General features: G+C 58.9%; 22 protein-coding genes. 5 read left to right on the top strand and 17 right to left on the bottom strand.

Annotated features, from left to right (window positions below; genetic code table 11):
• Positions 1 to 240: 240 nt before the first annotated feature.
• Positions 241 to 582, bottom strand: a complete 342-nt coding sequence (locus tag JYP50_RS10220; RefSeq protein ID WP_206560406.1) for a type II toxin-antitoxin system HicB family antitoxin — start codon at positions 580 to 582, stop codon at positions 241 to 243.
• Positions 579 to 839, bottom strand: a complete 261-nt coding sequence (locus JYP50_RS22260) for a type II toxin-antitoxin system HicA family toxin (RefSeq protein WP_206560405.1) — start codon at positions 837 to 839, stop codon at positions 579 to 581. The genes JYP50_RS10220 and JYP50_RS22260 overlap by 4 nt, the downstream gene beginning before the upstream one ends.
• A gap of 110 nt (positions 840 to 949) precedes the next feature.
• Here JYP50_RS22260 and JYP50_RS10210 point away from each other — a divergent pair, with 110 nt between their 5' ends.
• Positions 950 to 3,358 carry a TOTE conflict system archaeo-eukaryotic primase domain-containing protein gene (locus JYP50_RS10210; RefSeq protein ID WP_206560404.1) on the top strand — a complete coding sequence of 803 codons (2,409 nt, stop codon included), beginning with the start codon at positions 950 to 952 and terminating at the stop codon, positions 3,356 to 3,358.
• A 79-nt stretch (positions 3,359 to 3,437) separates the two neighbouring features.
• On the opposite strand, the gene JYP50_RS10205 is transcribed toward JYP50_RS10210, so the two are convergent.
• Entirely contained in the window at positions 3,438 to 3,659 is a 222-nt protein-coding gene (locus JYP50_RS10205; RefSeq protein ID WP_241263003.1) for a type II toxin-antitoxin system RelE/ParE family toxin, read from the bottom strand.
• A gap of 53 nt (positions 3,660 to 3,712) precedes the next feature.
• Entirely contained in the window at positions 3,713 to 3,952 is a 240-nt protein-coding gene (locus tag JYP50_RS10200; RefSeq protein ID WP_206560403.1) for a ribbon-helix-helix domain-containing protein, read from the bottom strand.
• A gap of 1,576 nt (positions 3,953 to 5,528) precedes the next feature.
• Here JYP50_RS10200 and JYP50_RS10195 point away from each other — a divergent pair.
• On the top strand, positions 5,529 to 6,119 hold the full coding sequence (locus JYP50_RS10195) for a hypothetical protein (RefSeq protein WP_206560402.1): 591 nt from the start codon (positions 5,529 to 5,531) through the stop codon (positions 6,117 to 6,119).
• 414 nt (positions 6,120 to 6,533) lie between these two features.
• Complete coding sequence (locus JYP50_RS10190; protein WP_206560401.1) at positions 6,534 to 7,649, top strand: midcut-by-XrtH protein; 1,116 nt, start codon at positions 6,534 to 6,536, stop codon at positions 7,647 to 7,649.
• 140 nt (positions 7,650 to 7,789) lie between these two features.
• Here JYP50_RS10190 and JYP50_RS10185 read toward each other — a convergent pair whose 3' ends face one another.
• Both JYP50_RS10185 and JYP50_RS10180 read right to left on the bottom strand, forming a co-directional pair.
• Positions 7,790 to 8,206, bottom strand: coding sequence for a hypothetical protein (locus JYP50_RS10185; protein ID WP_206560400.1), 417 nt, complete (start codon positions 8,204 to 8,206; stop codon positions 7,790 to 7,792).
• Positions 8,199 to 8,543 (bottom strand): hypothetical protein, encoded by a 345-nt coding sequence (locus tag JYP50_RS10180; protein ID WP_206560399.1) that lies wholly within the window; start codon positions 8,541 to 8,543, stop codon positions 8,199 to 8,201. Before JYP50_RS10180 ends, JYP50_RS10185 begins: the two co-directional genes overlap by 8 nt.
• 161 nt (positions 8,544 to 8,704) lie before the next feature.
• On the opposite strand from JYP50_RS10180, the gene JYP50_RS10175 reads away from it, so the two are divergent.
• Positions 8,705 to 9,184, top strand: a complete 480-nt coding sequence (locus JYP50_RS10175) for a hypothetical protein (protein WP_206560398.1) — start codon at positions 8,705 to 8,707, stop codon at positions 9,182 to 9,184.
• Positions 9,185 to 9,306: 122 nt separating this feature from the next.
• On the opposite strand, the gene JYP50_RS10170 is transcribed toward JYP50_RS10175, so the two are convergent.
• The 5 genes from JYP50_RS10170 to JYP50_RS10150 all read right to left on the bottom strand — a co-directional run bounded on the left by JYP50_RS10170 (position 9,307) and on the right by JYP50_RS10150 (position 16,944).
• Positions 9,307 to 9,618 (bottom strand): DUF2149 domain-containing protein, encoded by a 312-nt coding sequence (locus JYP50_RS10170; RefSeq protein ID WP_206560397.1) that lies wholly within the window; start codon positions 9,616 to 9,618, stop codon positions 9,307 to 9,309.
• Position 9,619: 1 nt separating this feature from the next.
• A complete protein-coding gene (locus JYP50_RS10165) occupies positions 9,620 to 10,120 on the bottom strand; it encodes a MotA/TolQ/ExbB proton channel family protein (RefSeq protein ID WP_206560396.1) in 501 nt (166 codons plus the stop codon).
• Between the two features lie 18 nt (positions 10,121 to 10,138).
• On the bottom strand, positions 10,139 to 14,011 hold the full coding sequence (gene cobN, locus JYP50_RS10160; protein ID WP_206560395.1) for a cobaltochelatase subunit CobN: 3,873 nt from the start codon (positions 14,009 to 14,011) through the stop codon (positions 10,139 to 10,141).
• A gap of 42 nt (positions 14,012 to 14,053) precedes the next feature.
• On the bottom strand, positions 14,054 to 15,982 hold the full coding sequence (locus tag JYP50_RS10155) for a TonB-dependent receptor domain-containing protein (RefSeq protein ID WP_206560394.1): 1,929 nt from the start codon (positions 15,980 to 15,982) through the stop codon (positions 14,054 to 14,056).
• A gap of 227 nt (positions 15,983 to 16,209) precedes the next feature.
• Entirely contained in the window at positions 16,210 to 16,944 is a 735-nt protein-coding gene (locus tag JYP50_RS10150; protein WP_206560393.1) for a pseudouridine synthase, read from the bottom strand.
• A gap of 245 nt (positions 16,945 to 17,189) precedes the next feature.
• On the opposite strand from JYP50_RS10150, the gene JYP50_RS10145 reads away from it, so the two are divergent.
• Complete coding sequence (locus JYP50_RS10145; RefSeq protein WP_206560392.1) at positions 17,190 to 17,915, top strand: cyclic nucleotide-binding domain-containing protein; 726 nt, start codon at positions 17,190 to 17,192, stop codon at positions 17,913 to 17,915.
• A 90-nt stretch (positions 17,916 to 18,005) separates the two neighbouring features.
• Here JYP50_RS10145 and JYP50_RS10140 read toward each other — a convergent pair whose 3' ends face one another.
• From JYP50_RS10140 to JYP50_RS10115, 6 genes are all read right to left on the bottom strand, one after another.
• Positions 18,006 to 20,147, bottom strand: a complete 2,142-nt coding sequence (locus JYP50_RS10140; RefSeq protein ID WP_206560391.1) for a PQQ-dependent dehydrogenase, methanol/ethanol family — start codon at positions 20,145 to 20,147, stop codon at positions 18,006 to 18,008.
• Between the two features lie 57 nt (positions 20,148 to 20,204).
• Positions 20,205 to 21,002, bottom strand: a complete 798-nt coding sequence (locus JYP50_RS10135; protein WP_206560390.1) for an HpcH/HpaI aldolase family protein — start codon at positions 21,000 to 21,002, stop codon at positions 20,205 to 20,207.
• 31 nt (positions 21,003 to 21,033) lie between these two features.
• Positions 21,034 to 21,825, bottom strand: coding sequence for a 2-keto-4-pentenoate hydratase (locus JYP50_RS10130; RefSeq protein WP_206560389.1), 792 nt, complete (start codon positions 21,823 to 21,825; stop codon positions 21,034 to 21,036).
• A 176-nt stretch (positions 21,826 to 22,001) separates the two neighbouring features.
• The gene (locus tag JYP50_RS10125; protein ID WP_206560388.1) at positions 22,002 to 22,907 is read right to left on the bottom strand and encodes a DMT family transporter; all 906 of its coding nucleotides are present in this window, start codon (positions 22,905 to 22,907) and stop codon (positions 22,002 to 22,004) included.
• A 323-nt stretch (positions 22,908 to 23,230) separates the two neighbouring features.
• Entirely contained in the window at positions 23,231 to 25,099 is a 1,869-nt protein-coding gene (locus tag JYP50_RS10120; RefSeq protein WP_206560387.1) for a choice-of-anchor Q domain-containing protein, read from the bottom strand.
• Positions 25,096 to 26,805, bottom strand: a complete 1,710-nt coding sequence (locus JYP50_RS10115) for a glycosyltransferase family 2 protein (RefSeq protein ID WP_206560386.1) — start codon at positions 26,803 to 26,805, stop codon at positions 25,096 to 25,098. Before JYP50_RS10115 ends, JYP50_RS10120 begins: the two co-directional genes overlap by 4 nt.
• Positions 26,806 to 26,976: the final 171 nt, after the last annotated feature.

Raw genomic sequence — 26,976 nt, 5'->3', positions numbered from 1 at the left:
CCCAACGGGGTGGCCCTTTTTTTAGTGGGTGCGGCTACCTTCTGCACACTCTCACTCGACGGCATCCCGCACCGCATTATTGAGGTCAGAGGCGGAGAGCGGTTCTCTTGCTGTCGTTCGCATCTTCTGGCAGACAAGCCTTCTCCCAGCGGCGTCGAGGGTTCTCAAAGCGAACCTTGTGTAGCTTGAATTGCTCCGGCCCCAATCTTCAGGTATCCATTGGTTCTAGGAGTTCATACCTCAAGCACTGTCTTTGAGTTCGTGCTCCAACGCCATCTCCACCAGTTTATTCAGACTGATTCCTGCAGCTCGGGCTACCTGCACAGCCTCTTCATGCAGTTGCGGATCAACCCGGACATTGAAACGGCCTGAGTAGTCCTTCTTCACAGACAGACCTCGCTCCTTGCAGACGGCTATAAACTCCTTGAGGGAGCGTTCAGCTTCCCGCTTCAGGCCCTTCACGCTGTCTGAGTAAAAATCAGCGCCACCGTTGAGGCCAACGAATTCACCGCGAAACATTTCGATATCCGGGTCATAGTCAACTGTTGCCCGAAACCCATTTACTTCCATCATTTTGATCATGGCGTTACCCCGTGACTTTCCAGCCATTTCTTTACACTTGCCACAGCGCCTTTGTCAGTATCAGGACTGGGGTGTGGCCTGTGGAATACCCGCACCTCGTCTTTCCAAACCACTGCTACGCGGCTTCCAGCTCGTTCTTCAACTTCAACTTCAGCGCCCAGTGCCTGCAGTAAGGACTCGATCTCCTTCCACGGAATCGAGCCGCTTACAGGGCGGGAATATATCCTCGTGAGAGTACGGCGCTGTCGTTTGTTCATCTCGGAAATGGTACTGAATATTAGTACTATTGCAAGAGGTCCTAAAATTACATGTCCGCTATGCTCTAAACTATAAGTAGATCAGTATTTCTGCGGCTGGAGGATTAAGATTGGACAGTCATCCGCCTGAAGCTAACGTGGCTACTGCCGATACAGAACTGGAGGCGATAGAAGCGAGACTCCTGGCCCTCGAGTTGGAAAGGCAGTCGCTGCTAGAACACAAACGGCAACTTGTTGCCATGGAACGGGTCAACGATCGGACGGTGCCGGCCATCGAAGTGCCGGTGTCAACGGGCGACAAAATTGCATTGTTTCGTAGTTTGTTCCGCGGGCGGGACGACGTTCACGCGCTGCGCTGGGAAAGCAGGCAGGGGCGTCGAGGTTATGCTCTGGCCTGCGAAAATGAGTGGCGCCAGGGGATCTGCTACAAACCGAAAGTCAAGTGTGGAGACTGTCGCCACCAGGCTTTCCTGCCCTTGGATGATCGTGTGCTTTACGCGCATTTGTCCGGGAAGAAAACGGTCGGGGTGTATCCACTGCTGCACGACGATCACACCTGGTTTCTGGTCGCGGATTTCGACAAAAGTGACTGGCAACAGACGGTACAGGCCTTCTGTCGCGTCTGTGAAGAACATGGCGTGCCTTGTTCGGTGGAACGTTCCCGTTCCGGTGAGGGTGCCCATGTCTGGCTGTTCTTTAGTCAGCCGGTACCGGCGGTTCTGGCACGTCGATTGGGATTTGCAATTTTGGACCGGGCGATGGAGCAACATGCCGGCCTCTCCTTCGAGTCCTATGATCGTCTGTTTCCTAACCAGGATACACTGCCAGAGGCCGGGTTCGGCAATCTGATCGCGCTTCCCTTGCAACGGGTGCCCCGGCAAATGGGGAACTCGGTATTCGTCGATGCGCACTTCGAGCCAATCGTTGACCAGTGGGCCTACCTTGCCGGTGTTAGGAAAATGGGCACGGGACAGATCGAGCAGTGTTTGCGCCGCCTGCAGGACCCCGACACGTCTGATCACGATACGAAGCCATGGGAGCAGGGGCTGCCGGAGTCAAAAGTCGCTATTACCGGTTGCCCCAACAGCATTGAGGTTACGCTGGCGAACCGTCTATACCTGCCGGTGGAGACGCTACCACAAGGGTTACTCGCAAGACTGAAACGCCTCGCGAGTTTCTCCAACCCGGTGTTTTTCAAAACCCAGGCTCTACGATTTTCCACACAGGGTATACCGCGTTTTATCAGCCTCGCGAAGATCGAGCAGGGTTACCTGTCCGTGCCACGTGGATGCTTAGACGAAGTACTGGAATTGCTCACAGAACATCAGATTACGGTAACCATCGATGACAAGCGGATGAGTGGCAAGCGATTACGGGGGCTGCAGTTCAAGGGCAGTCTCCGGTCTGAACAGACGAAAGCGGTATCGCTGCTCGCCAAGCACGAAACTGGTGTCCTGCATGCTCCGACCGCATTTGGTAAAACTGTGACGGCTATCGGGTTGATTCATAAACGTAAGGTCAATACGCTTATCCTGGTCCACAGTCGGCAGCTTCTCGATCAGTGGAAAGAGCGATTGGAGGTGTTCCTGGAAGGCTGCGACATAGGAGTCATTGGCGGTGGCAAGCGAAAGCCCAGTGGAGCGATCGATATTGCGACCTACCAGAGTATGCTCGACCGGAAAACTAACGCTGTCGATCCGCGACTGTTTGAATACGGCCAGATCATCGTGGATGAATGCCACCACATTGCCGCTCCCAGGTATGAGGCACTGCTCAGTGAGGCACGAGCGAAGTACCTCGTCGGTGTTACAGCGACGCCGCAACGACAGGATGGCCATCAATCGCTGATATTTATGTTGGCCGGTCCAATCCGGTACGCGGTCAAAGAAGATCAACGCCATACTTTTGAGCAACGTGTGGTAGTCCGCCGAGTTCATCGCGTGCCACCACAGGAACTTCTCGTTCCAGAGAGTCGGCCGCATATTGCGGACATCTATCGTTGGCTGGTACTGGATGATGAGCGTAACCAGTTGATCATTGGGGACGTAGTCGCGGCGGTATCGGAGAAACGCAACCCATTGCTTTTGACTGAGCGTCGAGAGCACGCCTCGCTATTGGCGGACAGTCTTCAAGAGCGGGGTATCTCCTGCCAGGTACTGAGAGGAGCGATGGGTGTCAAAGAGAGAAACGCCGCGATGGCGGCTCTGGACACTACCCAGGTCCTCATAGCCACGGGGAAGTATATCGGGGAGGGCTTTGATCTCCCGCGGCTTGATACCCTGTTCTTGTGCCTACCGATCTCCTGGAAGGGTTCGCTCGCGCAATATGCAGGTCGGATCCACCGGCAGTTCGTGGATAAGGACACGGCTCTGATCTACGACTACCTCGATACCAGCATGCCGACACTGGGGCGCATGTTCGGGCGTCGGGAAAAAGCGTATGTGGCACTGGGCTATTCCATCGTTGATGGAGAGGCGCAGGCTCAATTTCAGGCGACCTTACCCCTGCCGCCTCAGTAACATGACCCTGGTCGCAACCGATACTGAATTTGTTGGGTTTCCCTGCAGCGTTGATCAATATCCGAATACTAAGCTTTGGTCAGAGCCACTGATCCAGATCCTGCTGCCCAATAATGGCCATGATTTCCACGGTTTCGCCCTGAACCCGATAATAGATGCTGTCGATTCCGCACACGCTACGCCGGTACCCGGCTCGGATGTCGTCCACGGCTGGATATGAAAATGGTTGCGCTGCTAGCTGTTCGAATCGATCAAAAAAACGCGTTGAAATAGATATCCGCCTGTTCTTCTCCATACTCATGGAGCCCGCGCGCGTAAATGCGTTTTAAATCGGACTTCGCATCTTCCGTGAGTCTATAGGTCCCCATTGCGCCGCGCTTCAGCTTTGGCTTCGGTAAGTATCTCTGCTCTTCCCTGGCTGGTGAATTGGCTACTTTCCGCGTGAATAAGTCTGGCGCGTATGGTTTCGATCTCACGTGCCTTGCGGATGAGATCGTTGATAACCTCACTCTTGCTCGAGAATTCTTTGCTCTCGACCTGCGCTCGGAGCCATTCGTCGTTGGGTGGCGTGAAGGAAATACTCTGTCTGGACATCTCGCAGCCTCCGGAAACGGGTGGTGTAAATATGCACCAATTATGCACCGGTATTTTGGGGTGTCAATGGTCGGTTGCAGCCAGGGAGTCGCCCTTGAAAATCGTGACTACGACAAGGCTATAATCAAGTGCGCACGACTAACGGAGTGCTTGAATGCGTCGGATTTTTTTGCTCACGGCGGTCCGGGTTGAAGGCTTTGCCAGTACCCATCTGAATTAGGCCTGGGTACAGCGGGGCTGGCATCGGGGCTGAATTTTGGGACCACCACGGGATCGCGTGCGCGCCTTTTCATGCCTCCCCATGCCCAGCCCATTTTTTTACTCATTTTAAATGCGCTCGAGGGCGTGGAGTGGCGTCATTTTCACTCTGAGTAGATTCGAATCCCTCGCTCTCCGCTACACAAGCCCTAATTATTTGTTTAAAATCAAGTAGCTGGGTTTTTTCGTTTCTGACCTCCCATACCATTTCCCATACTATTGATTTTGTGCCCGCTTAACAGCATCCAGGTAGCCTTTTGAGTATTGCACCCCCTGAGATAAACTTGCCTCAACCAGCATAGGGGGGCATTGGTGAATTGTAACTTTTCTGTTTGTGCCGTCGTCAGACATCTAGTAATTGGGGGTTGGTGCTATTTTACTTGGTGGTCTGCTCCGCACTTGATCAAGCAATGACGCCGGTCAGCTACATACAAAAAAAGAATGCACTTTGTCTGAGGAGCTCCAATTCAAGCCAGAATGTCGCGGTGGATACTCAGACGCGAGGCTTTCTGACTCTCTGTATGCTGTGACCTTTGAGGGTGATGGGGATACTCCAATGCACCGCGCATACGACTTTGCCATGTTGCAATGTGCCAAGCTGGCTATAGCAGCTGGAGCCCCGTTTATAGTTGTGTCTGGGCAAGATTCAAGAATTGTCAGTTCGATCAATACAAATGATGACGGTAAAACATACAGCTCTGAGTACCCGCTTGTCTCATTGCGCTGTGCACTTAGTGCGGATAGCCATGACGGTGCATTAGAAGCGGGCGAATTGGACGCTGAGATTGTCGCGAAGTATGGGTTGAATTGAGTTGGTTGAAGTAAAGCCGCAAGTGCACTGGGGTTGATTTCAAATGCCACGCAGAAAGCGGTTTAGGCGAAAGCATACCCCCGGCGCGCTGGTCGGTGAAATGATCTCCACAGCGGCTAGCCTGCCACCATGGGGCGCACTCGTGCTGGGTGCGATCACATTCACCGTTTTCTATTTCATGGTCCCTGCGTGGATGGCCAGCAGCCTTGCTGATCGCCCTGATACTCCGCGGCGTGTTGGACTGGAAATACTGCTGGAAAGACACGTGTGGCTCATTCGGTGGGCGGGGGTAGCCTGCGGTCTGGCTGGCCTGTTCTTCGCTGTCAGGAACGCTCTGGTGCGCGGCAAGGCTGGGCGTACAGAACGTGGCGTGATTGGCTTTTTGATCAGGATATTTAGCAAGGACATTAGTTGAAAAATTTTAAAGTTATTAATTTAAGGGCCATTCGTATAAATGGTCTATTGCTGTTTCTGGATAAATAACCGAGTCCTTCAGGGAGTTGTAGAATGTCATTTCGCTTGATGCCATCGTTCTCAATGTTAGCTTACACCCGCGTCGCACTGGGTATGTTCCTTTTGTGGTCTACCTCCATTTTGATAGCAAGCGAGAGTGGCGACCCAGCGCAATTGCTGATGGGCAGCTTTCCCACGCCTCATGAGATAGAGCTTGCACGCCAAGGTTTGGCCGAAACCAAGATCGATAAGCCGTGGGAAAGAGCTTGTCCCTACCGAGAGCTAACAGGCACTGCTGAGGCTGAGGACGAGTATTTCTTTCGCTGCCAACGTTGGGACGACTGTGTGTCTGCGGGCGGGTCGTCCAGCATCTACAGCGAAGCCTTTTTCCAAAACCATCAACGGCAACCTAAGGATCAGATGCCTTGGGAGTCTTATCGGGATGGCAGTATATTTTTTCTCGAGCCATCTGACTTTGAGCGGATCACCGGTTACCTACGACAATATGCACTGAAATCAGCCGAGGAAAATTGGCGCTTGTTTGAAGGGCGCGATGCTGCCGAGGCAAGTGACTTGGTTGAGAAGAAATTCTGGCAATGGTGCTCTGCCGAACCTTTGACCTTGTGGGAAGCAGAGTATCAGTAACAGGTGAAATAATCTAAACGTCATCGCTCTGCCGCATTCATCAGTTAGACTCCGCGCCCAACTTAATGACAAAGAAAGGTTCAGGGATGCCGATTGCCGGAAGTATGGCTGACAACTGAAGTAAACAATGTCTGTGGCCTGAATCACAACCACGGCAATACCCTCTGTCTCAGGTTAGAATGTTGGGGTATTCTGGCTTAATAATTTTTGGGACGGTTTAATTCCGGCGGGAACATGGGGCAATTCGAGGATTCGTTCAAAATTACGCAGTGCATTGAGGCTTCAGCAGGGGGGCAAGGAGTCAACACATTAATCCCCGCACGGCTAGCCTGAACCCACGCCATTCCAAAAGCACAGGAAAGCCCCGGATTTTTCCTGGCTGCTATGAAGCTCCAACAGGGAAGTACCTGAAACATGAATATTAACCGTATCAAAATTTACCTGTCCTGCGGGCTGCTGGGTCTACTTGACACACCCGCTCCAGCATCTGCTCAAGCGTTGACGGGATCTATTTCCTATTCGACAGCGTCAGCAACGGCAGAACCGGTCCCTCTGCCAGACTACATCATCGTCGCGCTGGTACTCACGATTTCATTTTTTGCCTACAGGCAAATGCGCATTCACGGACTGTCCCGGTTTCCCGCATGGGGGGCTATCGTTGTGTCCAGCCTGTTGGCGCTTGCATCACTTACGACGACGGCTCCGGCTATAGCTCTGGGATTGATTGTCTATCTCAGCAATCCCGACGGTGGCACCGTAGTCATCACGGAAGACGCAATGGAAGTAAACAACTCCTCGGGCGTGAGACTGGAAATCGACGGCATCACAGCACCGCCTTCGTGCCCGTCTGCCTCTCCGGCCAACGAATGCATAAGCGGTATGCAACTGGACGCAGGTGAGAGCTGTTTTACCGCCTTCGACTGCCCCTTCGATGCCAGCACATCAGAACTCGCCGCATCGCCGCTGTTACTCAAAGCAAACATGAATTCGGTCGTTTCCGTTACATTGAAAAAAGCGGATGGCGCTCCGTACGGAACAAGCGGCGGCGCCCTGACTCTTGAATCAAGCCCGAGCACCAACGTCAGCTTTAACAATATCACCGATAACGGGGATGGAACCTACTCAGCCAATGCAACGGCAACCGCAGCAGGTACTTATGAAATTTCGGCCACGGTAGGCAGCGACACGCTGACACAAACCGCCAACGTGAAGTTCACGCTGGTTGATGCTATCAGCTCTACCATATCCCCAACGAGCTTGAGTGGTACAGAGGGCGACACTCTCATGGACGTTACCCTCACGCTAAGACAAGCCGACAACTCTCTGGTTGGCCATGGCGGCCACACGATCACATTCGACGGGCTTGCTATCGATTTTGGTTTGGCATCGACATCGTATCTGGATAACAGCGACGGCACTTATTCGATTTCTACGATCTGTGACAATGGGTTCCATGGCTACCAGGATATTGATATACGCGTAGATGCCGTTACCATCGGCTCATATCGCGTCTCATGCGCTTCAATTTAGTGTGCAGGTTACCGGAGAAGATGCGTCAAGGTGCGCTTCCATAGGGAATACCCAGCACCAGAAAGCAGGGAAGAAAGACGCGCACCAGGTGAAGCCGATACCGGCCACTGGAGAGGTTTGGCAAGTCAGTGAGGTTAGCTTTAACCAACTTTTTGTAAGTAATAAACTGACTGATACCACGCGATCAATGATGCCGGGACCGATATAAGGCCGTATTGCCAGGAGATATCGTTAAAGCTGTTTTCGAAAAAATACATCTCTAACCCGACCGATACGGCCTGGATGGCCACCAGAAACAAAAGCAAGGACGGGATCGGCTTTAACTTCAGCGCCCCGGCAATGGCGAGAAGAACTGCTCCGCCCAGCGTGGCAACGACCAGTGCCACAACAAAGCTGAAGACTGCAATATAGACAAGTTCAGGGCCGATCGAGCGGGCCGCGATCGCCACCAGCGTGGCGTGTGCGAGCGCGGCGAATGCGGCCGTAGTAGCGGCGGCGGGAAAGAGGCGTTTGAAGTAGCACCTCACGCCACACTCCCTATTGCTTGCATCAGCCATTTACCCTCACCTCCTTATTCGCTTCAAGCTCGCTCAGGAACACTGCCATCATCTGGCGCAAAGCCGTATCGTTATACTCTCTATCGAGCTTACGCATCGTATGTATGATGGCGTTGCGCGAGCCGGATGGGCCGTCACCGCGCGCATAGGCCTGTACTGAGAACTTTGCCATTTCCGTGTAGTTCATTCGAAAGAACCGGATGACCGGTGGCGACTCGTCCGTGTTGACGGATAGGAAAATCGAACGGTCATAGTTCACGCCACAATCGGCGAGTACGCTATCGCTGAACTGTGGATGCAGCACCCGAAAGCCAAGATCGGTCAGGTAGACATTCACGCCATGCCGACAGTGGCGTATTTGCGAGCTATATTTCGCGGTAGATCGCAATATCGATATTGCCTATGGTAATTCCTGTTCGACGCGTCTGCCAACAACTCATATAATCTGCGTTCTGATGCTCTGCCCCCTGAATAATCACCAATAGAGACGAAGAAATAATGATACTGCATGGGTGGCAGCCTTTCTCATGGCAATCCACGTTTACCCTTGTTGCCTTGATCGGCATGGCAATCGCCGTGAGTGCCTGCACAGAAACAGGATCGTCGCTTGATCCGAGCACGAAACTTGAAGCAAAGATGGCGCCGGTCTTTACGACACCGATTGCTGAATTGAAACTGGGTCATGACGAAACTGTGCTTTTCGGAATCAAAGCCTGCAAGGTTTACAGATCCATGCAGATCGGAAGTACCCCGGGGAATTGGGAACTCCTGTTCAAGCCCGCGCCTTACCCCTTGCCGCAGCACTGTGTGAGAGAGCGTCTTGAATTTGACGGGGAGTATATTCAGATTGAAATTGGTACCCAGGCGATGGGTGCGGGGGGATGCTGCACCAACTACGCGGCTTATCGCAGCCGCGATGGTGAGAATTGGGAGATTCGTCCTGCAACCTCGATTCGCGAGTGGCGGGCATTGGACTGAGGGGCGAAAGCGACCCTGACTAAGGCCATGCCGGTGCCGTGAAGAGAGACCCTGGATCGCCCCACTGTTTTATACGGCCTGGCGAATGATTGGGCATCAAGTGCAGGCCCGCGCATGCCTGTTCATTCCGGCACGTACACCATTTTGCCATTGGGCAGGCGGTAGGTCACACCGGCTTTGACGCCATCACCCTCGCCGATTTCGCCATTGCTCTCGTAGCGCGTAAGCTCTTCGCCGTCCTTGATGGTGATGGTCATGTCCGCTTCGCCGGGGTTTTCCACCACGATCACATTGTCGCTCGCGAAGGGGTTGAGGGGGTTCTGCGCGATAATTATCAGCAGGATGACACTGATGACCAGGAAGAGGTCGATCAGATTGACTACCGAGAGAATGGGATCGTCGTCATCTTCGTGGTCCAGGAATCGGCCAGCCATGTTACGTCGCCTGCATTTCAGTCGCTGCCTGGGCGCGCTCGATCTGACGCAGCTCCGCGAAAAGCCAGCGGCGGCGCACATTCAGAATCCAGAAACTCAGGCTGGCTGCAATCAGCGCCAGGGTCACGCCGGAAAAGGCCAGAACCATGTTTTCGCCGATCGCCGCGGTATCGTTCTCTGACAGCGCCAGGAGTGCCGGTCCCATGGGTATCAGAGTCGCGACGAGGCCGAGGAGGGGGGTTACGCGAGAGCACAGGCGCAGCATTTCAAGGCGGTGCATGATCCACAGCTCAAGATCGTCGCTGTTGATGCCAGCCTGCCGCGCGTAGGTGCTCAGCTCGGTGCTGATCTGGTTGCGGTGCCGCCGCCAGGCTTCGCTGAGTAGTTCGCCGCTGGCATAAAGCGTGTACAGCAAGGCCAGCGCGATGATCACGAGAGCGGGGGTGAGAAAAATCGCGGATACCTGGTAGAGCACTGTCTCCAGATTGTGTGTCAATGTCATGGTGATTACGGCCTTTGGCTATTGCGTTTCGGGTCGATGGTTATGGATACAAGTCTGGCGGCGAATGGCTCCGCCGATAAAACTCAGGGCCAGTAGTGCCCAGGCGAGCCGCAGCATGGATTGGTCCGGTCGCTCTTGTGGCAAGGGCTCTACCGCCTGGAGTACCTGGCCTCGCACGGTCTGGGTTTCACCCGCACTGGCGTTACTGGCTTGCTGGGGAGCGCTGCCGGCATTGAGCATCATGCCGAAGCCCGCTGCCTGATCCTCGATAAACTCCACGGTTTTTTCATCGCCTTGCATGGCGCCGAGTTCGTTGACCAGCGTATCCCAGCGCTCGATAAGCTCTCGCCGCGTGGCTTCCGGTGCATCCCAGTAGCCCTTGCGGATGGCTTCTGCCATGCGTTCGATAAGCTGTGCCTGCGCGGTGGCGTTGTGTTCCTCGAACCATGCATTCAGACCCAGTTCACGCTGATCCATCACGTAGGTTTCGTGCATCGCCTGCCACTGGTCTTCACGTACCATGTTGGTGTCCATTACCTGCCAGCCGAAGAGATTGTTGACCACCTTCAGTATGGACACGGTGCCCGCATAGCCCTCGGCTTTCATTCCCTCTATCCACTGGGGGTTCTGGTATCGGGTACGCAGCTCGTTGCCCATAAAGGCGCTGGCGGCGGTGATTGCGGGAATTGCGCCGCGGTTGTCGCCAACATACAACGCCGGATTTTCGCCACTTACCGATTTCACCGCGGCGGAGAGGCCACCCAGGTATTCGAAGGGGTGATCGGTGGAGAGCAGCCCATGAAGGTTGGACGAGCGTGACATCAGTACCGCGTCCACACCCTCGAGCTGGGACTCCAGCAGGCCCAATGCCTGAACCGGGGTGCCCCAGTCGCGATGGCTGTAGATGTGTGACTGACTGTTGATAAAGGTATCCGCCACAATGGCCTCGTCTTCCCACTGGGTGGAGTTCATGGCGACGTCTGTCACGCCGCTGCCATAACTTCCGGGCGGATTGCTGAACAAACGCGCACTGGCGTACTGGCTGGCCAGTCCGGCGCTAAGTCCTTTCTCGCGCAGTGCCGCCGTTATCTTTTGGGTATTCGACGCCAGTGGGTTGCCGGGTTCTTCGCGCTCACTAAGGGTTTCGATAACCCGCGCCAGGCGTTTCATGATGCCGTCGAATTGATCCCTGTAGACACTGGTCACCTGGATAACGGTATCCACCCGTGGTCGCTGCAGCTCATCGGCGGGAATGATTTCCAGGCCGGTGACCCGTCCACCGCGATCCCACACCGGTCGCACGCCGAGGGCGTGCATGATCTGCGCCTCGGTCAGGCCCAAAGTGCGGATGGTTTCCGAAGACCACAGCGAAAAGGCCAACTTGTCAGGCCACTCGCCATCGTGATTGTCGCGGTAGTCCTGGACCAGCTGTGCATAGCTATGTTCGGCGGCCGCGTAGGCCTGGGGGCTGGGGATTTTCTCCGGGTCGATGGCGTACAGGTTGGTGCCGCTGGTGGTGTCGGGGTTGCGCACCGGGTCGCCACCGCCTCCGGGCATCACCAGCTCGCCGTCGAGGCCGGCGAGCAACGCTTCGATTTCCCGGGTGTCGAGCAGGCTTGCGTTACTCTCAACGGCGCGCTGCATCAGCGCCCGCAGCTCGGCGCTTTGCGCTTCCTGGGGCTGCTTCTCTCCGCTCAAATAGGGCAGCAGGTAGCGATAGGGCTCGCTGTCAAAGAGTGTTTCGAAGCTGTCGCCAAACAGTTCCTGTATGTCGCTGCCCAGCGCGCGGTAGTAGTCCTCGCCAAGCTGCTGCATCACGGTAGCGAAGCGGTAGCGCTCATCGGCGGCCTGACCGAAGCTGTGCAGTCCGATCGGCGTACTGGTCTGCGCAAGGCGGTGCAGGTGGTCATGAAGCTCGGGAACAAACACGGCGGGGGTCTGTGCGATCTGCTCGTCCGTCCAGCCCATGTCCTTGTGCAGCGCGAAGTGTTTTACCTGCTCCAGCATGCTTTGCAGCGTACTCTCGCGCAGGGCGCCATCCTCCAGCTGCAGGTACTGGTGCATCAGGTCGTGGATATCGAGCAGTTCGTCATAGAAGCCAGAGGGCGCGAAGGGCGGCGTCTGGTGGCTGATGGTGACAGCTCGCCCGCGGCGTTTGGCCTGCATGGCCTCGCCGATATTATCCTGAATATACGGGTAAAAAACCGGTATGGGGCCTACCGCCAGGTTGGGGTAATCGAAGGCCCACAATCCGCGGTCCTTGCCGGGAGTCCATTCCTGGGTGCCGTGGGTGCCCAGGTGAATGAAGGCATGCGCAGCGAATTCCTGGCGCAGGAATAGGTAAGTGGCCAAATAGAAGTGGCCGGGGGGCTCCAGCAGGTCGTGGGTGCTTTCCCCGAGTCGGTCCGCGCGGGGTGGCTGAGGCAGGTACAGCACGTTACCCAGCCGAGCCATGGGAATCACAAAGTGTGCTTCGCCCTCGATATCGCGCACGCTCCAATGCCGTGCCGGGTCTCCCCAGGCGGCCTGCAAATCTGTTGCCACGGATGCGGGCTGTTGCTGCAGCCACTGGCGATAGCGTTTGACTGGCAGTGTTCGCGCGAGCTGCTTTTCCAGCAGAACGTCCAGCTGTTCCGGGCGATAATAGGCCGATAGCAGCTGCTGCGCTGTATCGATAATGGTGCTTTCGCTCTGGGCTTCGACTGTGTAGCCTTTGGCGGCAAAGGCTGACAGGATGTTTTCGATACTGCGCGGCACATTGAGATTGGAGGCGGAGAGATTTTTCTCGCCGGCCGGACTGTTCCAGAACATCACTGCGACGCGCTTGTCGGCCGCTGCCGTGTCGCGGAGTCTGGCGCGGGCCATGAAGCCCTCTACAAGTAGTTGGACCTGTTCGGGCAGGGGCTTTGGCGAGCCGTTCTCGACGGCGCTCAGGGTCATCGGGTCTGACATGCCCCAGGTTTCAGGGATCACCATGAGCGTTGCCGCGGAGCTGGCCGGCAGACCCTGTGATGACGCGCGCCATGCGTCGCTGTCGCCATCCCGGTAGTTAAGCCCGGTCAGCAGTGGAATATTCAGTTGCCACAGTTCTTCCTTGAGCGCTTCGCCAACCATGTGGGTGGTGTTGAGCAGGGCGGCAGGGCGCGCCGGGGCAACGAGCTCCAGCAGTGCGTTTTCCCGTCTGCGATCACTCCAGAACACCAGTGGCGCCGCGCCGGCTGCCTCGAGTTTTCCGATCAGGAGGTCGTAGACGGCGGTTTCGCCATTGGAAATGCCGCTGTCGGACATGGCAATGGCAAACACCGGTGCATCGGCAGGCCAGCGGGCTTTGCCCTCTCCGTCCTTTGCGCCCTGTCCCCAGGCCTGGTATTCAGCCCAGCTGGCGAAGTACTCGGCGGCAGCCGGATGGTAGATGCCCTGTGCCGGTAGGGGTTTCGGCGCGGGGACGGCGGCGGTGGCTTTTCCCCGCTGCCAGGCGTCGATAAACTGCATCAGGTGCCGGAAGTTGTCTTCTCCGCCAGCCGCGTAGTACGCGGAAAGACTGCGGGCGGTAGCTTCGTCCAGCCCACCGCTCAAGGGCCGGCCACCGCCAACGGCAATCCAAGGCGTCGGGCCCGATTGCAGCGTTTCCTGGAGCGACTCCATGACCCGTGCACGGTCATTGCCCCGCGGGGTGTCCAGTATCACCAGTGCCGCGCCAGTGATAGCGCGGCGGGCTTCACTCGGCTCGGTGTCGACAGCGTGACTGCGGATATTTATCCCCAGTGGCTTCGCCAGGGACTGCAGCCAGTGAATCTTGCCAGGCAGCAAGAAGCTGGTGCTGACAATCACTACCCGGGGACTTTCACTACTGCCCTGTACCGCGCTTGCGCCGAGGGTGAATAGCAGCACAAGCCCCATGTACCTGAGACAACTGGTCACTACCGTATCGCCCTAGAGTGCGGCAGTGAAGCCGAGTCGGAATTCGCGCCCGGGCTCCGCCAGTGAATACAGATCGGATTCGTCAGCCAGGCGCTCATCGAAGATATTCTCAACACCCAGATACAGGGTGAGATACCTGCCGACGTCGACAGCTACGTCCAGGTGGTGCAGATCATAGCTTGGCATGTATTCGCCACCGCCGGCGTATTGCTTGCCGTTCAACTCTGAACGCCAGCGCACCTGGGTATTGGCCAGTGGCCGCCAGTTCAGGTTGAGGCGTGTCATGTACTCGGGACGATCCTGCAGGTCTTCGCCTGTTTCTTCGTCCTCGGTGTCCAGATAGGTGTAGTTAACGGCAAAACTCAGTGATTCCACCAGGTCGCCCTGTAGCGATATTTCGGCACCCAGAATGTTCGATTCTGCTAGGTTCTGATAGGCCCGGCGTTCGATACCCCGTTGCCCGCAGTTCGTGTAGCAGACGGACTGCACCAGGTCTTCGAGCTGGTTTTCGAACACGCGCAGTGACGCGAACCAGTGGGTGTTGTTGTAGTCCAGCCCGAGCTCGTAGCTCGAGGAGCGCTCCGGCTCCAGGTCGGGGTTGCCATCCACCCAGAAGCGGCCGCCGGCGGCCAGTACTTCATAACCGGGTGAAAGCTCGGTCAGGGAGGGCGCGCGGAAACCTTCTCCGTAGCCGCCTTTCAGCGCCCACGCCGCAGTGAGGTCGTACACCGCATACAGGCGGGGGTTGAATTCGCTGCCGTACTCTTCATGGTTGTCGACGCCCACGCCGGCGACCAGCTGCAGTGCTTCTGTTGGCTTCCACTCATCCTGTACGAAAAGTCCTTTGTGGGTGGCGGAGGCTTCAGCGTTGGCACTGACGAGGGTGTCTTCCAGTGTTTCTTCCCGGATCTGGCCGCCCAGGGTGAGCAGGTGTTGACTGCCAATTTTCGTGGCCCAGTGTCCGTCGACCACCTCGTCGGTTATGGTGCGCGGGCGGGTGGCCTCAACGCCATTGGTGCGCTGGTTGACCACTTCCAGTTCGGAGTAGTAGGCGTTGACCACGGCGTGGCTTTGCTCCCACTGGCCGCGGTAGCTCAGGGAAGCCTGCCGGCGGTCAATTTCGTCGCTGGAACGGTAGCTGCTGCGCGATGTGGCAACATCCCTGTCCCTTTCATCATCGTTGAAACCGTAACTGGCGTTCAGGTCGTGACCTTCGGCGGGGCTCCAGTAGAGAGTGCCTTTGGCGGCCTTGGAGTCGCGCTCTTCGATTTCCGACGATCCAGGGTTGTCGATGTCTTCCAGATTGTCACGGTTGAAGGTTTGAGCGGAGAGATTGAAGCCCAGGGTTTCGCCGGCAAGAGGGCCGCTGAGATAAATCGAGGTTTTGTTGCTGTCGCCCCCCGCAGAGCCCTCCAGCCGGGTTGCGGTGCTGTTCAGCTCGGCGATGAATTCAGTGCCGGGTTTGCGGGTGATCACGTTGATAACACCCCCGAGGGCATCCGCGCCATACAGTGAAGACATGGGGCCGCGGACCACTTCGACCCGCTCGATGGCCGAGTCGGGAAGCCAGCTGAGCTCGTAGTCCGAGTGCGCGACAACACTGTTACTGGAGCTGATTCGGCGGCCGTCGATCAGGTACAGGGTGTGTTCAACGGGCATGCCGCGAATACTGATACCCTGCCGGGTCTGTCCCACGGAATTGATATTGAGTCCCACTTCAGAACTTAGTGCGTCGGCCAGATCGTCGGCGTTGCGCATTCTGAGCTCTTCTCCGGTCACGACACTGATACTCGCGGGAGCGTCGAGCAGGCGGGTTTCATGTCGACTCGCGGTTACCACAATGGTCTCGAGGCGCGAATAGTCTATTTCCGCTGCTTGAGCGGCCATTGTCAGCACGGGCAGTGCCGCCACGGAAAACAAAGTAGCTGAAGTGGGTTTCATAGCGAGGCCTGTAGGGAAACTTGAACCGTATTGAGGGTTGGTATTGTCGTTAAAGGCGTTGCTTGCCGCCGCCCGCAGAAGGACTGGGGCTACGAACGGCCACAAAGTTATATAATGATATAACATAACCTAAATAGCGGTCAATGTAGCCCTGGGCTTGACCTGGCTTGCCGGCTGGCTCCTTTGTGGGCTATTCAGAAAACAGCGGTGATGCTATCCGTTTCGCCTCATGGCGCGTTAGCCCCATTCAGCAACGCCAGCTCCCGGGCGCACAGTCCCCGACTCTGGCCGGGGGCGAGGGTCCTATCCAATTCCACGTCGCCAATCGCCACGCGATGCAGTTTCAACACCCGGTTTCGAAACCGGCCGAACATACGCTTGATCTGGTGGTACCGGCCCTCGGTCAACTCAACTTCCGCCTCGAAGTCCGACAGGATTCTAAGGGCTGCCGGTCGCGTGGTGATGCCCTCAAAGCTGAAGTACATTCCCTGGGCAAAAGCGTCGATGTACTCGGTTGTTAATGGATTGGCGACGACTACGCGGTATCGCTTGGTGATGCGTTGCTCGGGCGACGATAGCCAACGGGACCAGCGACCGTCATTGGTCAAAAGGAGCAACCCGGTGGAATTAAGGTCCAGGCGGCCGGCAATGTGCAATTCCGCGGCACTATTTTCACCCAGCAGTTCAACCACAGTGCGGTGTTGCGGATCCCGTGTGGCGCTGATCACGCCCGCGGGTTTGTTCATCATCAGGTAGATTGGTGTTTTATCCTGCAATACCTGCCCGTCAAGGGTGACGCAGGTAAACTGATTGATCACCTGGTTAATTGCACGGGCCGGCTCTCCGTCAACAACGATACGGCCGCGGGCGAGCAGTGTGCGGACGTCCCGTCGATTGATACCGACCTGCTGGCTAATAAACCGATCCAGTCTGGCACGTTTTGATCGACCTGCACCGCTCATATGATCTCCGGGTTCAAGGCATGGCACGCAGCGGGTAATGCCGGTTCGCCTCGCCACGCCACTCCAGCGCCCCCGCCTTCTTTGCGCGATTTCCGGCCGCGATGCTCGGCTGAACAGACGTCGGCCTCGAGCTTTGGCCTGGCAGCGTCATGCTGATAAATCGCAGGTCAGCGAGTATGATAAGGGAGCCGGTGATTTTATGTCGGTTTATCGACAATAAATTACACAGTGCAGGAGATCCTGTTGTGCGCATTATTCCCCAGATGCACGATTTCGTCAGCGGGCTTCCCGCCGAGGGCAGGGAGGCGTTCGAGCGCCTGAGTACATTGATATCCGTTGCCGCTGGCTCGCCGGTGTATCGGCAGGGCGATGAATCGAACGAGGTATACCAGCTCGTGGAGGGCGCTGTCCGGCTTTGCAATGTTACCGAGGAGGGCAGGGAAGTCGTCACCGCCGAGTTCCAGGCGGGGGACTGCATCGGTGAAATGGGTATGGTCGACAACTTGCCGCGGGTGAGTTATGCCATTGCCTCCAGGGACTCCGTGTTGAGGGTGCTCTCAAGAAAGCACTTCGAAGAGCTCACGTTGCAGTTTCCGGAGTTGAAGGATCTTTTGCTTCTCACACTCTGCCGCCGCCTGCGCGCGCTGTACGCCCTGCACGAGGAAATCAGCCTGTCGCTACACCAGCGGGTGGCGAGGGCGGTGCTTCGGCTCGCCTACACCCACGGTTGCAACGAGGGCGAGGGGCGGCTCTATATCAAACTTTCGCAGGAAGACCTGGGCTGCATGCTGGGGGCAACGCGGCAGAGCATCAACAAAGAGCTTCAGGTACTGAAACGCGCCGGTGTGCTGACCCTGGAATACGGTCGGATCTATGTGACCGACCTCGCTTCCCTGGAGCAAGGCTATGAATACCTGACCGGCATGGAGCAGATCACCGCCACATACGGGAAGCGCCAGGAGGAGACATAAACGGGAAAGGCCGCGGCATGTGCAAGCAATGCCGCGGATTGGCGGAGCAGGCTCTGGCCAGCCGGCCCGAGGCCGGTTGCGGGCGCGCGACTATCGTTCGCTCTGCCGAATGCCATTGTAGTCGGCGCCGGCCTTCTGTCGCTCAATGAGCTGCTCGCGCCAGTGGTGACTGCGCTGGATGATGTACTGGCGTATGCTTTCCACCTGTTCCGGTTCGAGGATGCCGGCAAAGGCCGGCATTCCCCTGTTGGCGCGCAGGCCGTAAATGATGGGCAGGAACTCGTCGTGGCTGTCCTGCGAGAGATAGCGCAGGTCGGGTATGATATCCGCGCTGATCGCCGACAGGCCATGGCATACGCCGCAGTGTTTGGCGAACAGGTCCTCGCCCTCGGCAAGTGTGTCCGCATCGGCGTTCAGTGGCGGCGGCGAGGGCAGGGTGATTTCACGCCGACGCACCGGCGGCATTGGCGCCTTCCCGCCCAGCTTGAACACGTAGAGCCTTGAGTCGGGGACTACCCGTGTCCGGTGGGCCAGCGCGCCAAAAGTGATCGGGAAGGCGCCGCCCCAGCCCACGTTGAAGGCCACGTATTGCACGCCATCCACCCGGTAGGTGATGGGCGCGGCGACCACGCCACTGGAAACGGCCTGTTCCCACAATTTGTCACCACTGTCCGCCGCATAGGCCAGGATCCTGCCATCCGCCGTACCCTGGAATACCAGGTTCCCGGCGGTAGTCAGCGTGCCGCCGTTGGCGATATGTTCGTAGGGTTGGCTCCAGCGCTCTTCTTGCTCGACAGGGTCCCATGCCAGCAGCTTGCCGCGGTAGACCTCGGCGAGCTGCTCAATGGCCTCGAGTGTTTCCGGCACTTTGGGCACCACCAGGCCGAGATTGGGCACGCCGGGGCGGGTGGGCGGTGCTTCTTCGAGTGGCTCGAAGTACTCCATGGTTACCTGTTGCGGGATGTAGACCAGCCCGGTTTCAGGGTTGTAGCTCATCGGATACCAGTTGTGGGCGCCCTGGGACCCGGGGAAGATGATCCGGGGCTCGTCCGTCGTCCAGTAGTCCGCCACCTCCCAGTTTACAATGGGGCGGCCGGTCTCCGGATCGATCTTCCTGGCCCAGTTGACCTCGCCGAACTTTTCGGCGGACAGAAACTCACCGGTGGCGGCGTCCAGTACATAGAAGAAGCCGTTCTTGGGTGCCTGCATGACTACGCGGCGCGGTTTGCCGCCGATAGGTAGCGTGGTAACTATGATGTGCTGGGTGGCGGTATAGTCCCATGCATCGCCCGGTGTCGTCTGGTAGTGCCACACGTATTCGCCGTCCCCGGGCCTCAGGGCCACGATGGAAGAGACGAACAGGTTGTCGCCCTTGCCGGCGGTGCGCAGTTCGGGATTCCAGTAAGAGGCGTTGCCAACGCCGATATAGAGCAGGTCCAGTTCCGGGTCGTAGGCCATGGAATCCCAGACCGTGCCGCCGCCGCCCTGTTTCCAGTACTGGTCGCCGTGCCAGGTCTTGCGAATCATGGTGATGGTCCCGGTTTCATCGCCCTTGGCCGGGTCGCCGGGCACGGTGAAGAAACGCCAGGCCTGCTCGCCGGTTTCGGCGTCGTAGGCGGTCACGTAGCCTCTTACCCCGAATTCGGCGCCGCCGTTGCCAATGATGACCTTGCCCTTGACCACGCGGGGCGCGCCGGTGATCGTATAGTTGCGATCCGGGGCGATCAGGGTGTTGACCGACCACTCCAGTTCCCCCGTGGCGGCGTCGAGCGCCTCCAGGCGACCGTCGTACACCCCGATAAAGACCTTGTCGCCCCACACCGCCACGCCCCGGTTGGCGGCGTCACAGCAGCCGCGGCCCTGGATGCCCCGCCATACCTTGGGATCGTAACGCCAGAGCTCCTCGCCCGTCGTCGCATCCAGCGCGTACACCATACTGTAGGCGCCCGTGGTGTACATGACGCCATCGACGACAATCGGTGTCGCTTCGACAACCCGGTCGAGCTCGTATTTGTAGTCCCAGGCGAGGCCGAGCTCGGACGCGTTGCTGTCGTTGACCTGGGACAGGGGAGAATAGCGCTCCTCGCCGTAGGTACGTCCGTGGCTCATCCAGTTACCGGGCTCGGCGTCCGCGGCGACGATACGCTTGCCGGTGATGGGTTTCGCAAGAGCGCCGGGTGCAATGCCCAGCGCCAACAGCAGTAGCAGGGTGCGATAGATGGGTACGTTCATTATTTTAATCAGCCGTTCGATCGTCAGTGAAAATTGCCCGCCTGGGGTCGACTCAGTCTAGTACACGGACTGCTTGCTTTCCTCGTCCGGCGCCCCGGCCAGCCCTTTGCGCGCCGTGGCGATGGCCTGCTCGGCGCCGGTGCGCAGGAAACTGATGTCGGTACCCGCCGAGGCAAAGTCGAAACCCTGTTCGAAGCTGCTCGCGGCCATCTCCGCGGAGTAGCCGAACATGCCCGCGGCAATGCCGTTGCTCCGGCAAGCCGCGAGAATACGCGCCACGCCATCCTTGAAACGGGGCGATGCGAAATCGCCGGGGGCGATACCCAGCCCGTAGCACAGGTCCATGGGGCCGACAAAAAGGCCGTCGATGCCCGGCGTGGCGGCGATGTCCTTGACATTGGCCAGACCCTCCTCGGTCTCGATCATCGCAATGCAGGCGATTTCGCCGTTGGCCGTGGCCAGGTATTCGAATCCCTCGAGCATGGCGTCACGCATGGGGCCGCAGGAGCGGCAACCCAGGGGCGGGTAGCGGCAGGCCCTGGCGGCGGCGAGCGCGTCCCCGGCGGAGTTGACCATGGGGACAATGACCCCGTGTGCCCCGGCATCGAGCGCCCGGCCGATCTGGTCGGGCTGGTTGGCCGCCACGCGCACCAGCGGCGTGACCGGGAGCCCGCAGACGGCCGGCAGCAGCCGCAGCAGGTCCGAGTAGTCCATCAGGCCGTGCTGCAGGTCAAAGCAGATCCAGTCGATGGGCATGCGGCAGAGGGTTTCGGCGATATGGATGTCGGGCAGATTGGACCAGGCGCCAGTTGACGCCTCTCCGTTGCGCCATTTGTCGAGGGCGAGGTTTTTCATAAAGCGTGGTCTCCCGCGCGAGCTGCGTGAGTCAGGTGAAAGACAGGCGGATGTCGCCGAAACCGTTGTCGAACCGCGCCACCACGTCGTCGCCGGCCTCGACCGGCAGCGCGCGCAGGAACGAGCCGGACAGGATCACGTCGCCGGGCTCGAAGGTGATGTCGAAATCGGCCAGTTTGTTTGCCAGCCAGGCGACGGCGGTCAACGGGTTCCCCAGCACCTCGGCGGCACAGCCGGACTCCCGGGGCACATCGTTGATGAGCAGGTCGCCGCGCACGCTGCGGATGTCGATATCCTCGAGTTTTCGCGGGTTGCCGCCGAGCACCACGCCCCCCACCGCCGCGAGGTCGGCGATGGTGTCCCTGACATCCATGCCCGGCCCCGGCGCTACCCGGAAGTCGACGATTTCGATGGCGGGCAACACGAAGTCCGTGGCGCGTATTACCTCCGCCACATTGACACCGGGCCCGGACAGCCTGTGCTTCATGACGAAGGCCATTTCGATTTCCACCAGCGGGCTGGCCCAATCCGCCCGTGGGGTCGAACTGCTTTCCGGCAGGAACATGTGGTCCAGAATGGCGCTGTAGTCGGGTTCGCTGGTGCCGGCCATTTCCTGCATGGCCTTGGAGGTCAAGCCGATCTTGTAGCCTTTTACCCTGCGCCCGGCATCCTTGAAGAAACCGACGACCCGCTCCTGTATCCGGTAGGCGTCTTCCATCTCCATATCCGGATAGGTGGTGTTCAGCAGGGGAAGCTGCCCGCCCTGCTGAAAGCAGCGGTAGATGCCGCTGGCGATTTCGCCGCGTATTTGTTCGGTGAGCATGCGACCTCCTTGCCCCCTTGCGGGAGTACTGTGAAAGCGGCCTCGATTCTAGTGCCGGGAACGCCCGCGCACTGTCACAAAAGCGACACTCCCCGGGGACTGGCAGGGGATATACGTCCGAGCCACTTGCGCCGCGATTGCCGCGGTGGGTTTAGTGGGGGAGTGCCCGTCATCGATCAATCCGCCTTGTTCGCCAGCGTCCTTCGCGGCCGCAGCCGCAGTACCCCGGTCGCAATGGCGGTGCCAAGCAAGGTTACGAACATGCCGGCGAGTACTTGCAGTGAAAGGCTTTCCCCCAGCAGTATCATGCCCCAGGCCAGGGCGCTCACCGGCACCAGCATGGTGACCGTGGAGGCCGCCGTGGCGCCAGCGCTGGATAGCAGCTGAAAGTATAGCAGCAGCGCGCCGGCGGTACTCAGGGCCGCCAGGCCCACGGCCGCGCCCCAGGCGGTGTCGCTGACTGGCGTGGCGGGCCAAAGCAGCAGGGTCGGTAGTAGCAATACAGCGGCCGCCGCGGCACTGCTGCCGGCTGCCAGTACCCGGCTCGGCAGGTGGGACAGGCGGGTGCGCGAGTAGTTGCCGCCGACCCCGTAGCACAGCGTGGCGCCGAGCGCGGCAAGGATGAACCAGCCGTCGCCGCCAGAGGAAAAATCCAGGCGTCCCAGGGACAATAGCGCCACGCCAGCCAGGGCCAGGGTGAGCCCGATGACTTGCTGGCGCAGGATTGGCGTGGCGAAAAAGGCCGCGCCGATGAGCGCCGTGGCAATGGGGGTCGCGGCGTTGATCAACGAGGTAAAGCCCGCATCCAGGCGGACGGTAGCCAGGGCGAGTAACGAGTACGGCAGCGCGGCGGTGGTAAGCCCGAGCACGATGAGCGGCCCGAGGTTGGCCCGCAGCAGGCGCAGGTGGCGGCGGTTGGCCAGCAGCGGCAGCAAAAGTAGCGCGCCGAGCCCCATGCGCAGGCCAATGAGGGCCACCGGTCCAAACTCCGGTGCCGCCACGCGCATAAAAATGAACGAGAAACCCCACAGCGACGATAGCAGCAGGAGCCGCGCTGTATCGGCCGGCGACATCTTCGACATGATCCGTGTTAACTCTCGCTTTGAGGTTACGTTGGGGTTAAACGTGTGGCCTTCGCCGTGGACGGCGCCGCGGGGGCCGAAACACTGCGGTCCTGCCCGCAACCAGACAGCGCCGGGGTGCGCGCAGTGTATCCCTTTAAAGGACTGCGTCAACCGTGGCGCGTTGGAGCAATATGCGCGATTACGCCTGCCTGTTTCGTCCGGCTAGCGCTAAACCTGGTGATTATCTGATCGAAAGGTCTGTCGGGGGCTCGCCGCGAGCAGGCAGTTGGCCATGTCGCGGCGACCCGTGTGAAGCAGCGGATGAGGGGGACTGTACTTGCTCAGCGCCCGTGCCGGAAGTGTATTCCCGTCAGCGCGGCCGCGGCCAGCATCATCGACAGGATAATTGCCGCCCACTGCGGCAGGGTGGGAATGGGCGCCGTCGCGGTCGGCGCGGTGCTCAAAACTCCGGGGCCGCCCGGGTCGGTGATGGTCGTTGAGTCGGCATCGAAATCGTATGGGCCGCCCTCGGTCAGCGGGAACACAATGCGGGTCTTGTTGCCCACGCGCGTGATACCGGTGGCGATATTGGCCCAGTCGCCGGAGGTGTTTTTCTTCCAGTAGCCATTGATTTCCGCGTTGAACGGCACGTACAGCGTGACTTGCTTGGTCGCGCCAGGCGCAACGTTGGTTATCGTGAAGCTGAACAGGCCGTATGGGAAGGTAACATTGGGCGGTGCGTCCCCGGGTACCGGCTGTGATGAGACATTCGCAAGCGGCGAAGTTTCACCGCTGATGGCGATGGTCGCCACCTCCTCTCCAACCGCAGTGCCGAAGGATGCCACGTGGTTCTGCCGCTTGTCCGGGATGCCGTCGCCATTGCCATCGCCGAAGCCGCCGCCACTGGGGTTGGGCACGCTGTCCTCGCCGCTGGGGTCGATACCGTCGGTGTCGCCGAACTCGTAGGCGCCAACATCAACCTGCGTGCCCAGAATGCGCGCAAAACCGGTGCCGCGCTGGTCCGTCGCCAGGCCGCCGACAAGAGCGTTATTGCCGGCGTCAATCGCCGCGCTGAGGTCGGCCAGCGCGTGCGTGGGGGTCCGCCCGCCATTGTCGGCTAGCGCCGTGATCAATGGCCCGGTGCTGGCGCTGACGGTGCAGCTGGCGTCGTCCGCGACGGTCGCCTGGTGCGTCATTGGGCCACCGCAGTTGTTGCCGTCGACCTGTTCGGCCAGCAGTGTGTTGTTCAGGTTTATCGTGCCGATACCCAGCCGGTAAATGCCGCTTCCCTGGCCCGCGTTCTCGTGCGACGGCGCCTGTGTGCCCGCATTGTAGGCCACGGTGACCTGGGTTGCATCGAGTGTTCCCCCGCGAACGAACACGCCGCCGCCCAGACCGTCTGACGTGTTCCCGCTGAGCGTGCTGTTGCGCAGCGCGGTGGACCCACTGCCGCCATTGTCCAAGCCGCCTCCCGCGCCAGTGCTGCTGCTTCCCTCGATCAGTGAACGCTCGAGCGTCAGTGTGCCACGGTTGACGAGCGCGCCGCCCGCTGCCTGCGAATGTGTGTTGCGAATCGTGCTCTCGCGCAGCGTCAGGCTGCCGTCATTGTGGATGGCGCCCCCCGAATGGCGGGATTCGCTGTTTTCAATGACCACCCCTTCGAGTACCGCTTGTCCGGTATTGTGAATGGAGCCGCCCGGACCTAAGGTGTTCCTGCTGTTGTCGATCACCACGTCATTTAGCGTCAACTGACCGTGATTCCAGATCGTGGCGCCCGCGTGACCTGACGTGAGGGACCCGTTGCGCAATGTGGCATCGCGGATCTCGAGGTGGCCCCCGGGATTCACCACGAACAGGCGGAAAGCGCTGGCTGCGAGATCCCGTTCAATGATCGAGCCACTGCCGTCGATTGTGACCGTCGACCGAATCCAAGGCAGGGCGGTTTGAGGGAAAGATACCGGGCCGGTCAGCGTGTACGTGGCGTTCGCCGACAACTCGATGACATCCGCGCCGCTGTCGCCGGCCGCACAGTCGCCTCCGGAAACATCCGTGCCATTGAGGTTTTCGGCGTTGTCGACGGCCTCGAGCAGCGAACATTTACCGTTTACCGACCTGGCGACCTCTCCGGGCTCGACCTGGATCACTGCCGCGTGCGCCGGCAGCGCAAGCAGGGCCGCGGTCAGCGCGACAAGTTTGAAATTATTATTCATAGGAGGCCTCTTTCGGGTTCGGACGGTGGGTAGAATTCGTTGTGCAGGACTTGGGCTTTGGCATTGTCGTCGGCGGAGGTTCCCTGGCCGTGGCCCGCGGGAGACGCCTCATGACGGCGATAGTTCGCCAGGACGTACAGTGTGCCAAACAGGGACAACAGCAGGGGCACCTGGACCAGGTTGACCTTGCCCTCGGTAGCGCCGCCGGATACCAGCCACGCCAAAATAAACAGTAGAGCCTCGACGCACAGCAGGGCGGTGCACTGCCAGCGGAATGAGAACCTCCCGCCCGCTTGCTGTTCGCCGCGATTCTTGGCGGTCACTTCGAAGGGCGTGTTGGGCGCGATGAGCGCCCTGAACAGTGACAGGCAGTAGAGTGGGCCGAGAAAAAGGTTCATCACCGCGTTTTCAACAAGATGGGTGCGGCGTTCCGGCTGAATGAAAAATTGCCGCTCCCAGAGATGGTTGCCCATCAATGCCGCCAAGATGAAAGCGACTAGCCCCGCCAGCATCACGGGGCCAATCTCGAGGGTCACACCGACCAGGAGCATCAGTAACAACAGGGTCTTGCCGAGCACGAAGAATGTGCCCCAGATGTAGTAATTGAGCAGCATGAAGCCGAACAGGCGCTCCTTGTTCGAGTAGTGGCGCCATTGCTTCGGAAAATAGCGGAACAACAAGTCCAGTCCGCCGGACGCCCAGCGCCGCTGCTGGCCGAGAAACGCGTTCCAGGTCGAGGGTAGTTCGCCCACCGCTATGACCGTATCGATGTAGATGCCGCGCAGGCCCAGGGCGCGCAGGCGCAGCATTATCAGATAGTCCTCGGTCAAGTGCACCGGGTAGTACCCCCCGAGAGCGTCGAGGGCCGTTCGCCGGAAGGTGGTATGGGCGCCGACGATGACAGGCATGCCCAGCCCGAAGTAGCTGCGATGCAAGAGGCCGAAAAAGGTGTCGCGCTCGTGGCTGGCCGCGCGGGTGATGAAATTCTCTTCCCGGTTGCGGAATACTTCGGGCCCCTGTACGAAGGCGACATCGGGGTCGCCGAAGCAGGGTAGTACCGCGCGGTAAAAATCCGGCTCGGGAAAGTGATCCAGGTCGATAAAGGTGACCAGGTCGTATCGGGAGGAGCGCGTCGCGTCAAGCCACGCGTTGATGTTGCCGCCCTTTTGTCGCGCCTGGAAGGTCCTGAAGTGCCTTCCTTTCGGCGCTTCGTTGTAGCGTGCCACACCGTGCCTGGTGAAATGGAAGAACCGGGTCCCGCTGTCGCGGTAGCGCTGATTAAATTCCGCAACCAGTTTACGCACCCGTGGGTCGTCTTCCTCGTCGAGGACCCAGTGGTCGAGCATGCAGCCGTTGCTGGATACCGCGGCCATGGCCGCCAGCTTCTGTTCGAGCAAGGAGAATTCCCGGCTTGGCACGATGGTCGTGGCCATCGCGATACGAAGGCCCTCCGGCGAGGGCATGCCATCGATTACGGCCCGCCGCATCGCCAGCGTTCGGAACAGATGCAGCCCTTGAAACAGAACCTGAAAGCCGCAAATTGTAGCGATCAGCACCGTGACCGTGGCGGGGGCGACAAAACGTGGCAGCAGCATCCCGAGGAGGGTCGCCGTGATCCAAAGCAAACCCGCCAGTATCGCGCATTGCAATACTACAAAGATCGCGCGTTGCGATACGCTGCCAACGGGCCTGGTGGGCACTGCCATAGGTCTTTCGCGGGGTCGCGAAGCGGCGTTCGACCTCGAATTCGTCCTTGAATGTGAATGCATATAAGGGGGCCAGTTATTATGCAAAAATTATAAAAGGCCGCTTAATGGTGAGTCAATGCTAGAAAATCCGTTTGGCTTGTAATCATGGGGGGGGGAGCTGTTCTTCCC

Source organism: Parahaliea mediterranea (assembly GCF_017255185.1).
Taxonomy (GTDB): Bacteria; Pseudomonadota; Gammaproteobacteria; order Pseudomonadales; family Halieaceae; genus JAFKCZ01.
This window is presented reverse-complemented; position numbering and strand designations above follow the sequence as displayed.

What these genes read in the sequence shown, in the direction of transcription:
- JYP50_RS10220 (WP_206560406.1), bottom strand. Translation starts at nt 582, where the DNA reads ATGATCAAAATGATGGAAGTAAATGGGTTTCGGGCAACAGTTGACTAT.
- JYP50_RS22260 (WP_206560405.1), bottom strand. Translation starts at nt 839, where the DNA reads ATGAACAAACGACAGCGCCGTACTCTCACGAGGATATATTCCCGCCCT.
- JYP50_RS10205 (WP_241263003.1), bottom strand. Translation starts at nt 3,659, where the DNA reads ATGAGTATGGAGAAGAACAGGCGGATATCTATTTCAACGCGTTTTTTT.
- JYP50_RS10200 (WP_206560403.1), bottom strand. Translation starts at nt 3,952, where the DNA reads ATGTCCAGACAGAGTATTTCCTTCACGCCACCCAACGACGAATGGCTC.
- JYP50_RS10195 (WP_206560402.1), top strand. Translation starts at nt 5,529, where the DNA reads ATGTCATTTCGCTTGATGCCATCGTTCTCAATGTTAGCTTACACCCGC.
- JYP50_RS10190 (WP_206560401.1), top strand. Translation starts at nt 6,534, where the DNA reads ATGAATATTAACCGTATCAAAATTTACCTGTCCTGCGGGCTGCTGGGT.
- JYP50_RS10185 (WP_206560400.1), bottom strand. Translation starts at nt 8,206, where the DNA reads ATGGCTGATGCAAGCAATAGGGAGTGTGGCGTGAGGTGCTACTTCAAA.
- JYP50_RS10175 (WP_206560398.1), top strand. Translation starts at nt 8,705, where the DNA reads ATGATACTGCATGGGTGGCAGCCTTTCTCATGGCAATCCACGTTTACC.
- JYP50_RS10170 (WP_206560397.1), bottom strand. Translation starts at nt 9,618, where the DNA reads ATGGCTGGCCGATTCCTGGACCACGAAGATGACGACGATCCCATTCTC.
- JYP50_RS10165 (WP_206560396.1), bottom strand. Translation starts at nt 10,120, where the DNA reads ATGACATTGACACACAATCTGGAGACAGTGCTCTACCAGGTATCCGCG.
- JYP50_RS10155 (WP_206560394.1), bottom strand. Translation starts at nt 15,982, where the DNA reads ATGAAACCCACTTCAGCTACTTTGTTTTCCGTGGCGGCACTGCCCGTG.
- JYP50_RS10150 (WP_206560393.1), bottom strand. Translation starts at nt 16,944, where the DNA reads ATGAGCGGTGCAGGTCGATCAAAACGTGCCAGACTGGATCGGTTTATT.
- JYP50_RS10140 (WP_206560391.1), bottom strand. Translation starts at nt 20,147, where the DNA reads ATGAACGTACCCATCTATCGCACCCTGCTACTGCTGTTGGCGCTGGGC.
- JYP50_RS10135 (WP_206560390.1), bottom strand. Translation starts at nt 21,002, where the DNA reads ATGAAAAACCTCGCCCTCGACAAATGGCGCAACGGAGAGGCGTCAACT.
- JYP50_RS10130 (WP_206560389.1), bottom strand. Translation starts at nt 21,825, where the DNA reads ATGCTCACCGAACAAATACGCGGCGAAATCGCCAGCGGCATCTACCGC.
- JYP50_RS10125 (WP_206560388.1), bottom strand. Translation starts at nt 22,907, where the DNA reads ATGTCGAAGATGTCGCCGGCCGATACAGCGCGGCTCCTGCTGCTATCG.
- JYP50_RS10120 (WP_206560387.1), bottom strand. Translation starts at nt 25,099, where the DNA reads ATGAATAATAATTTCAAACTTGTCGCGCTGACCGCGGCCCTGCTTGCG.
- JYP50_RS10115 (WP_206560386.1), bottom strand. Translation starts at nt 26,805, where the DNA reads ATGGCAGTGCCCACCAGGCCCGTTGGCAGCGTATCGCAACGCGCGATC.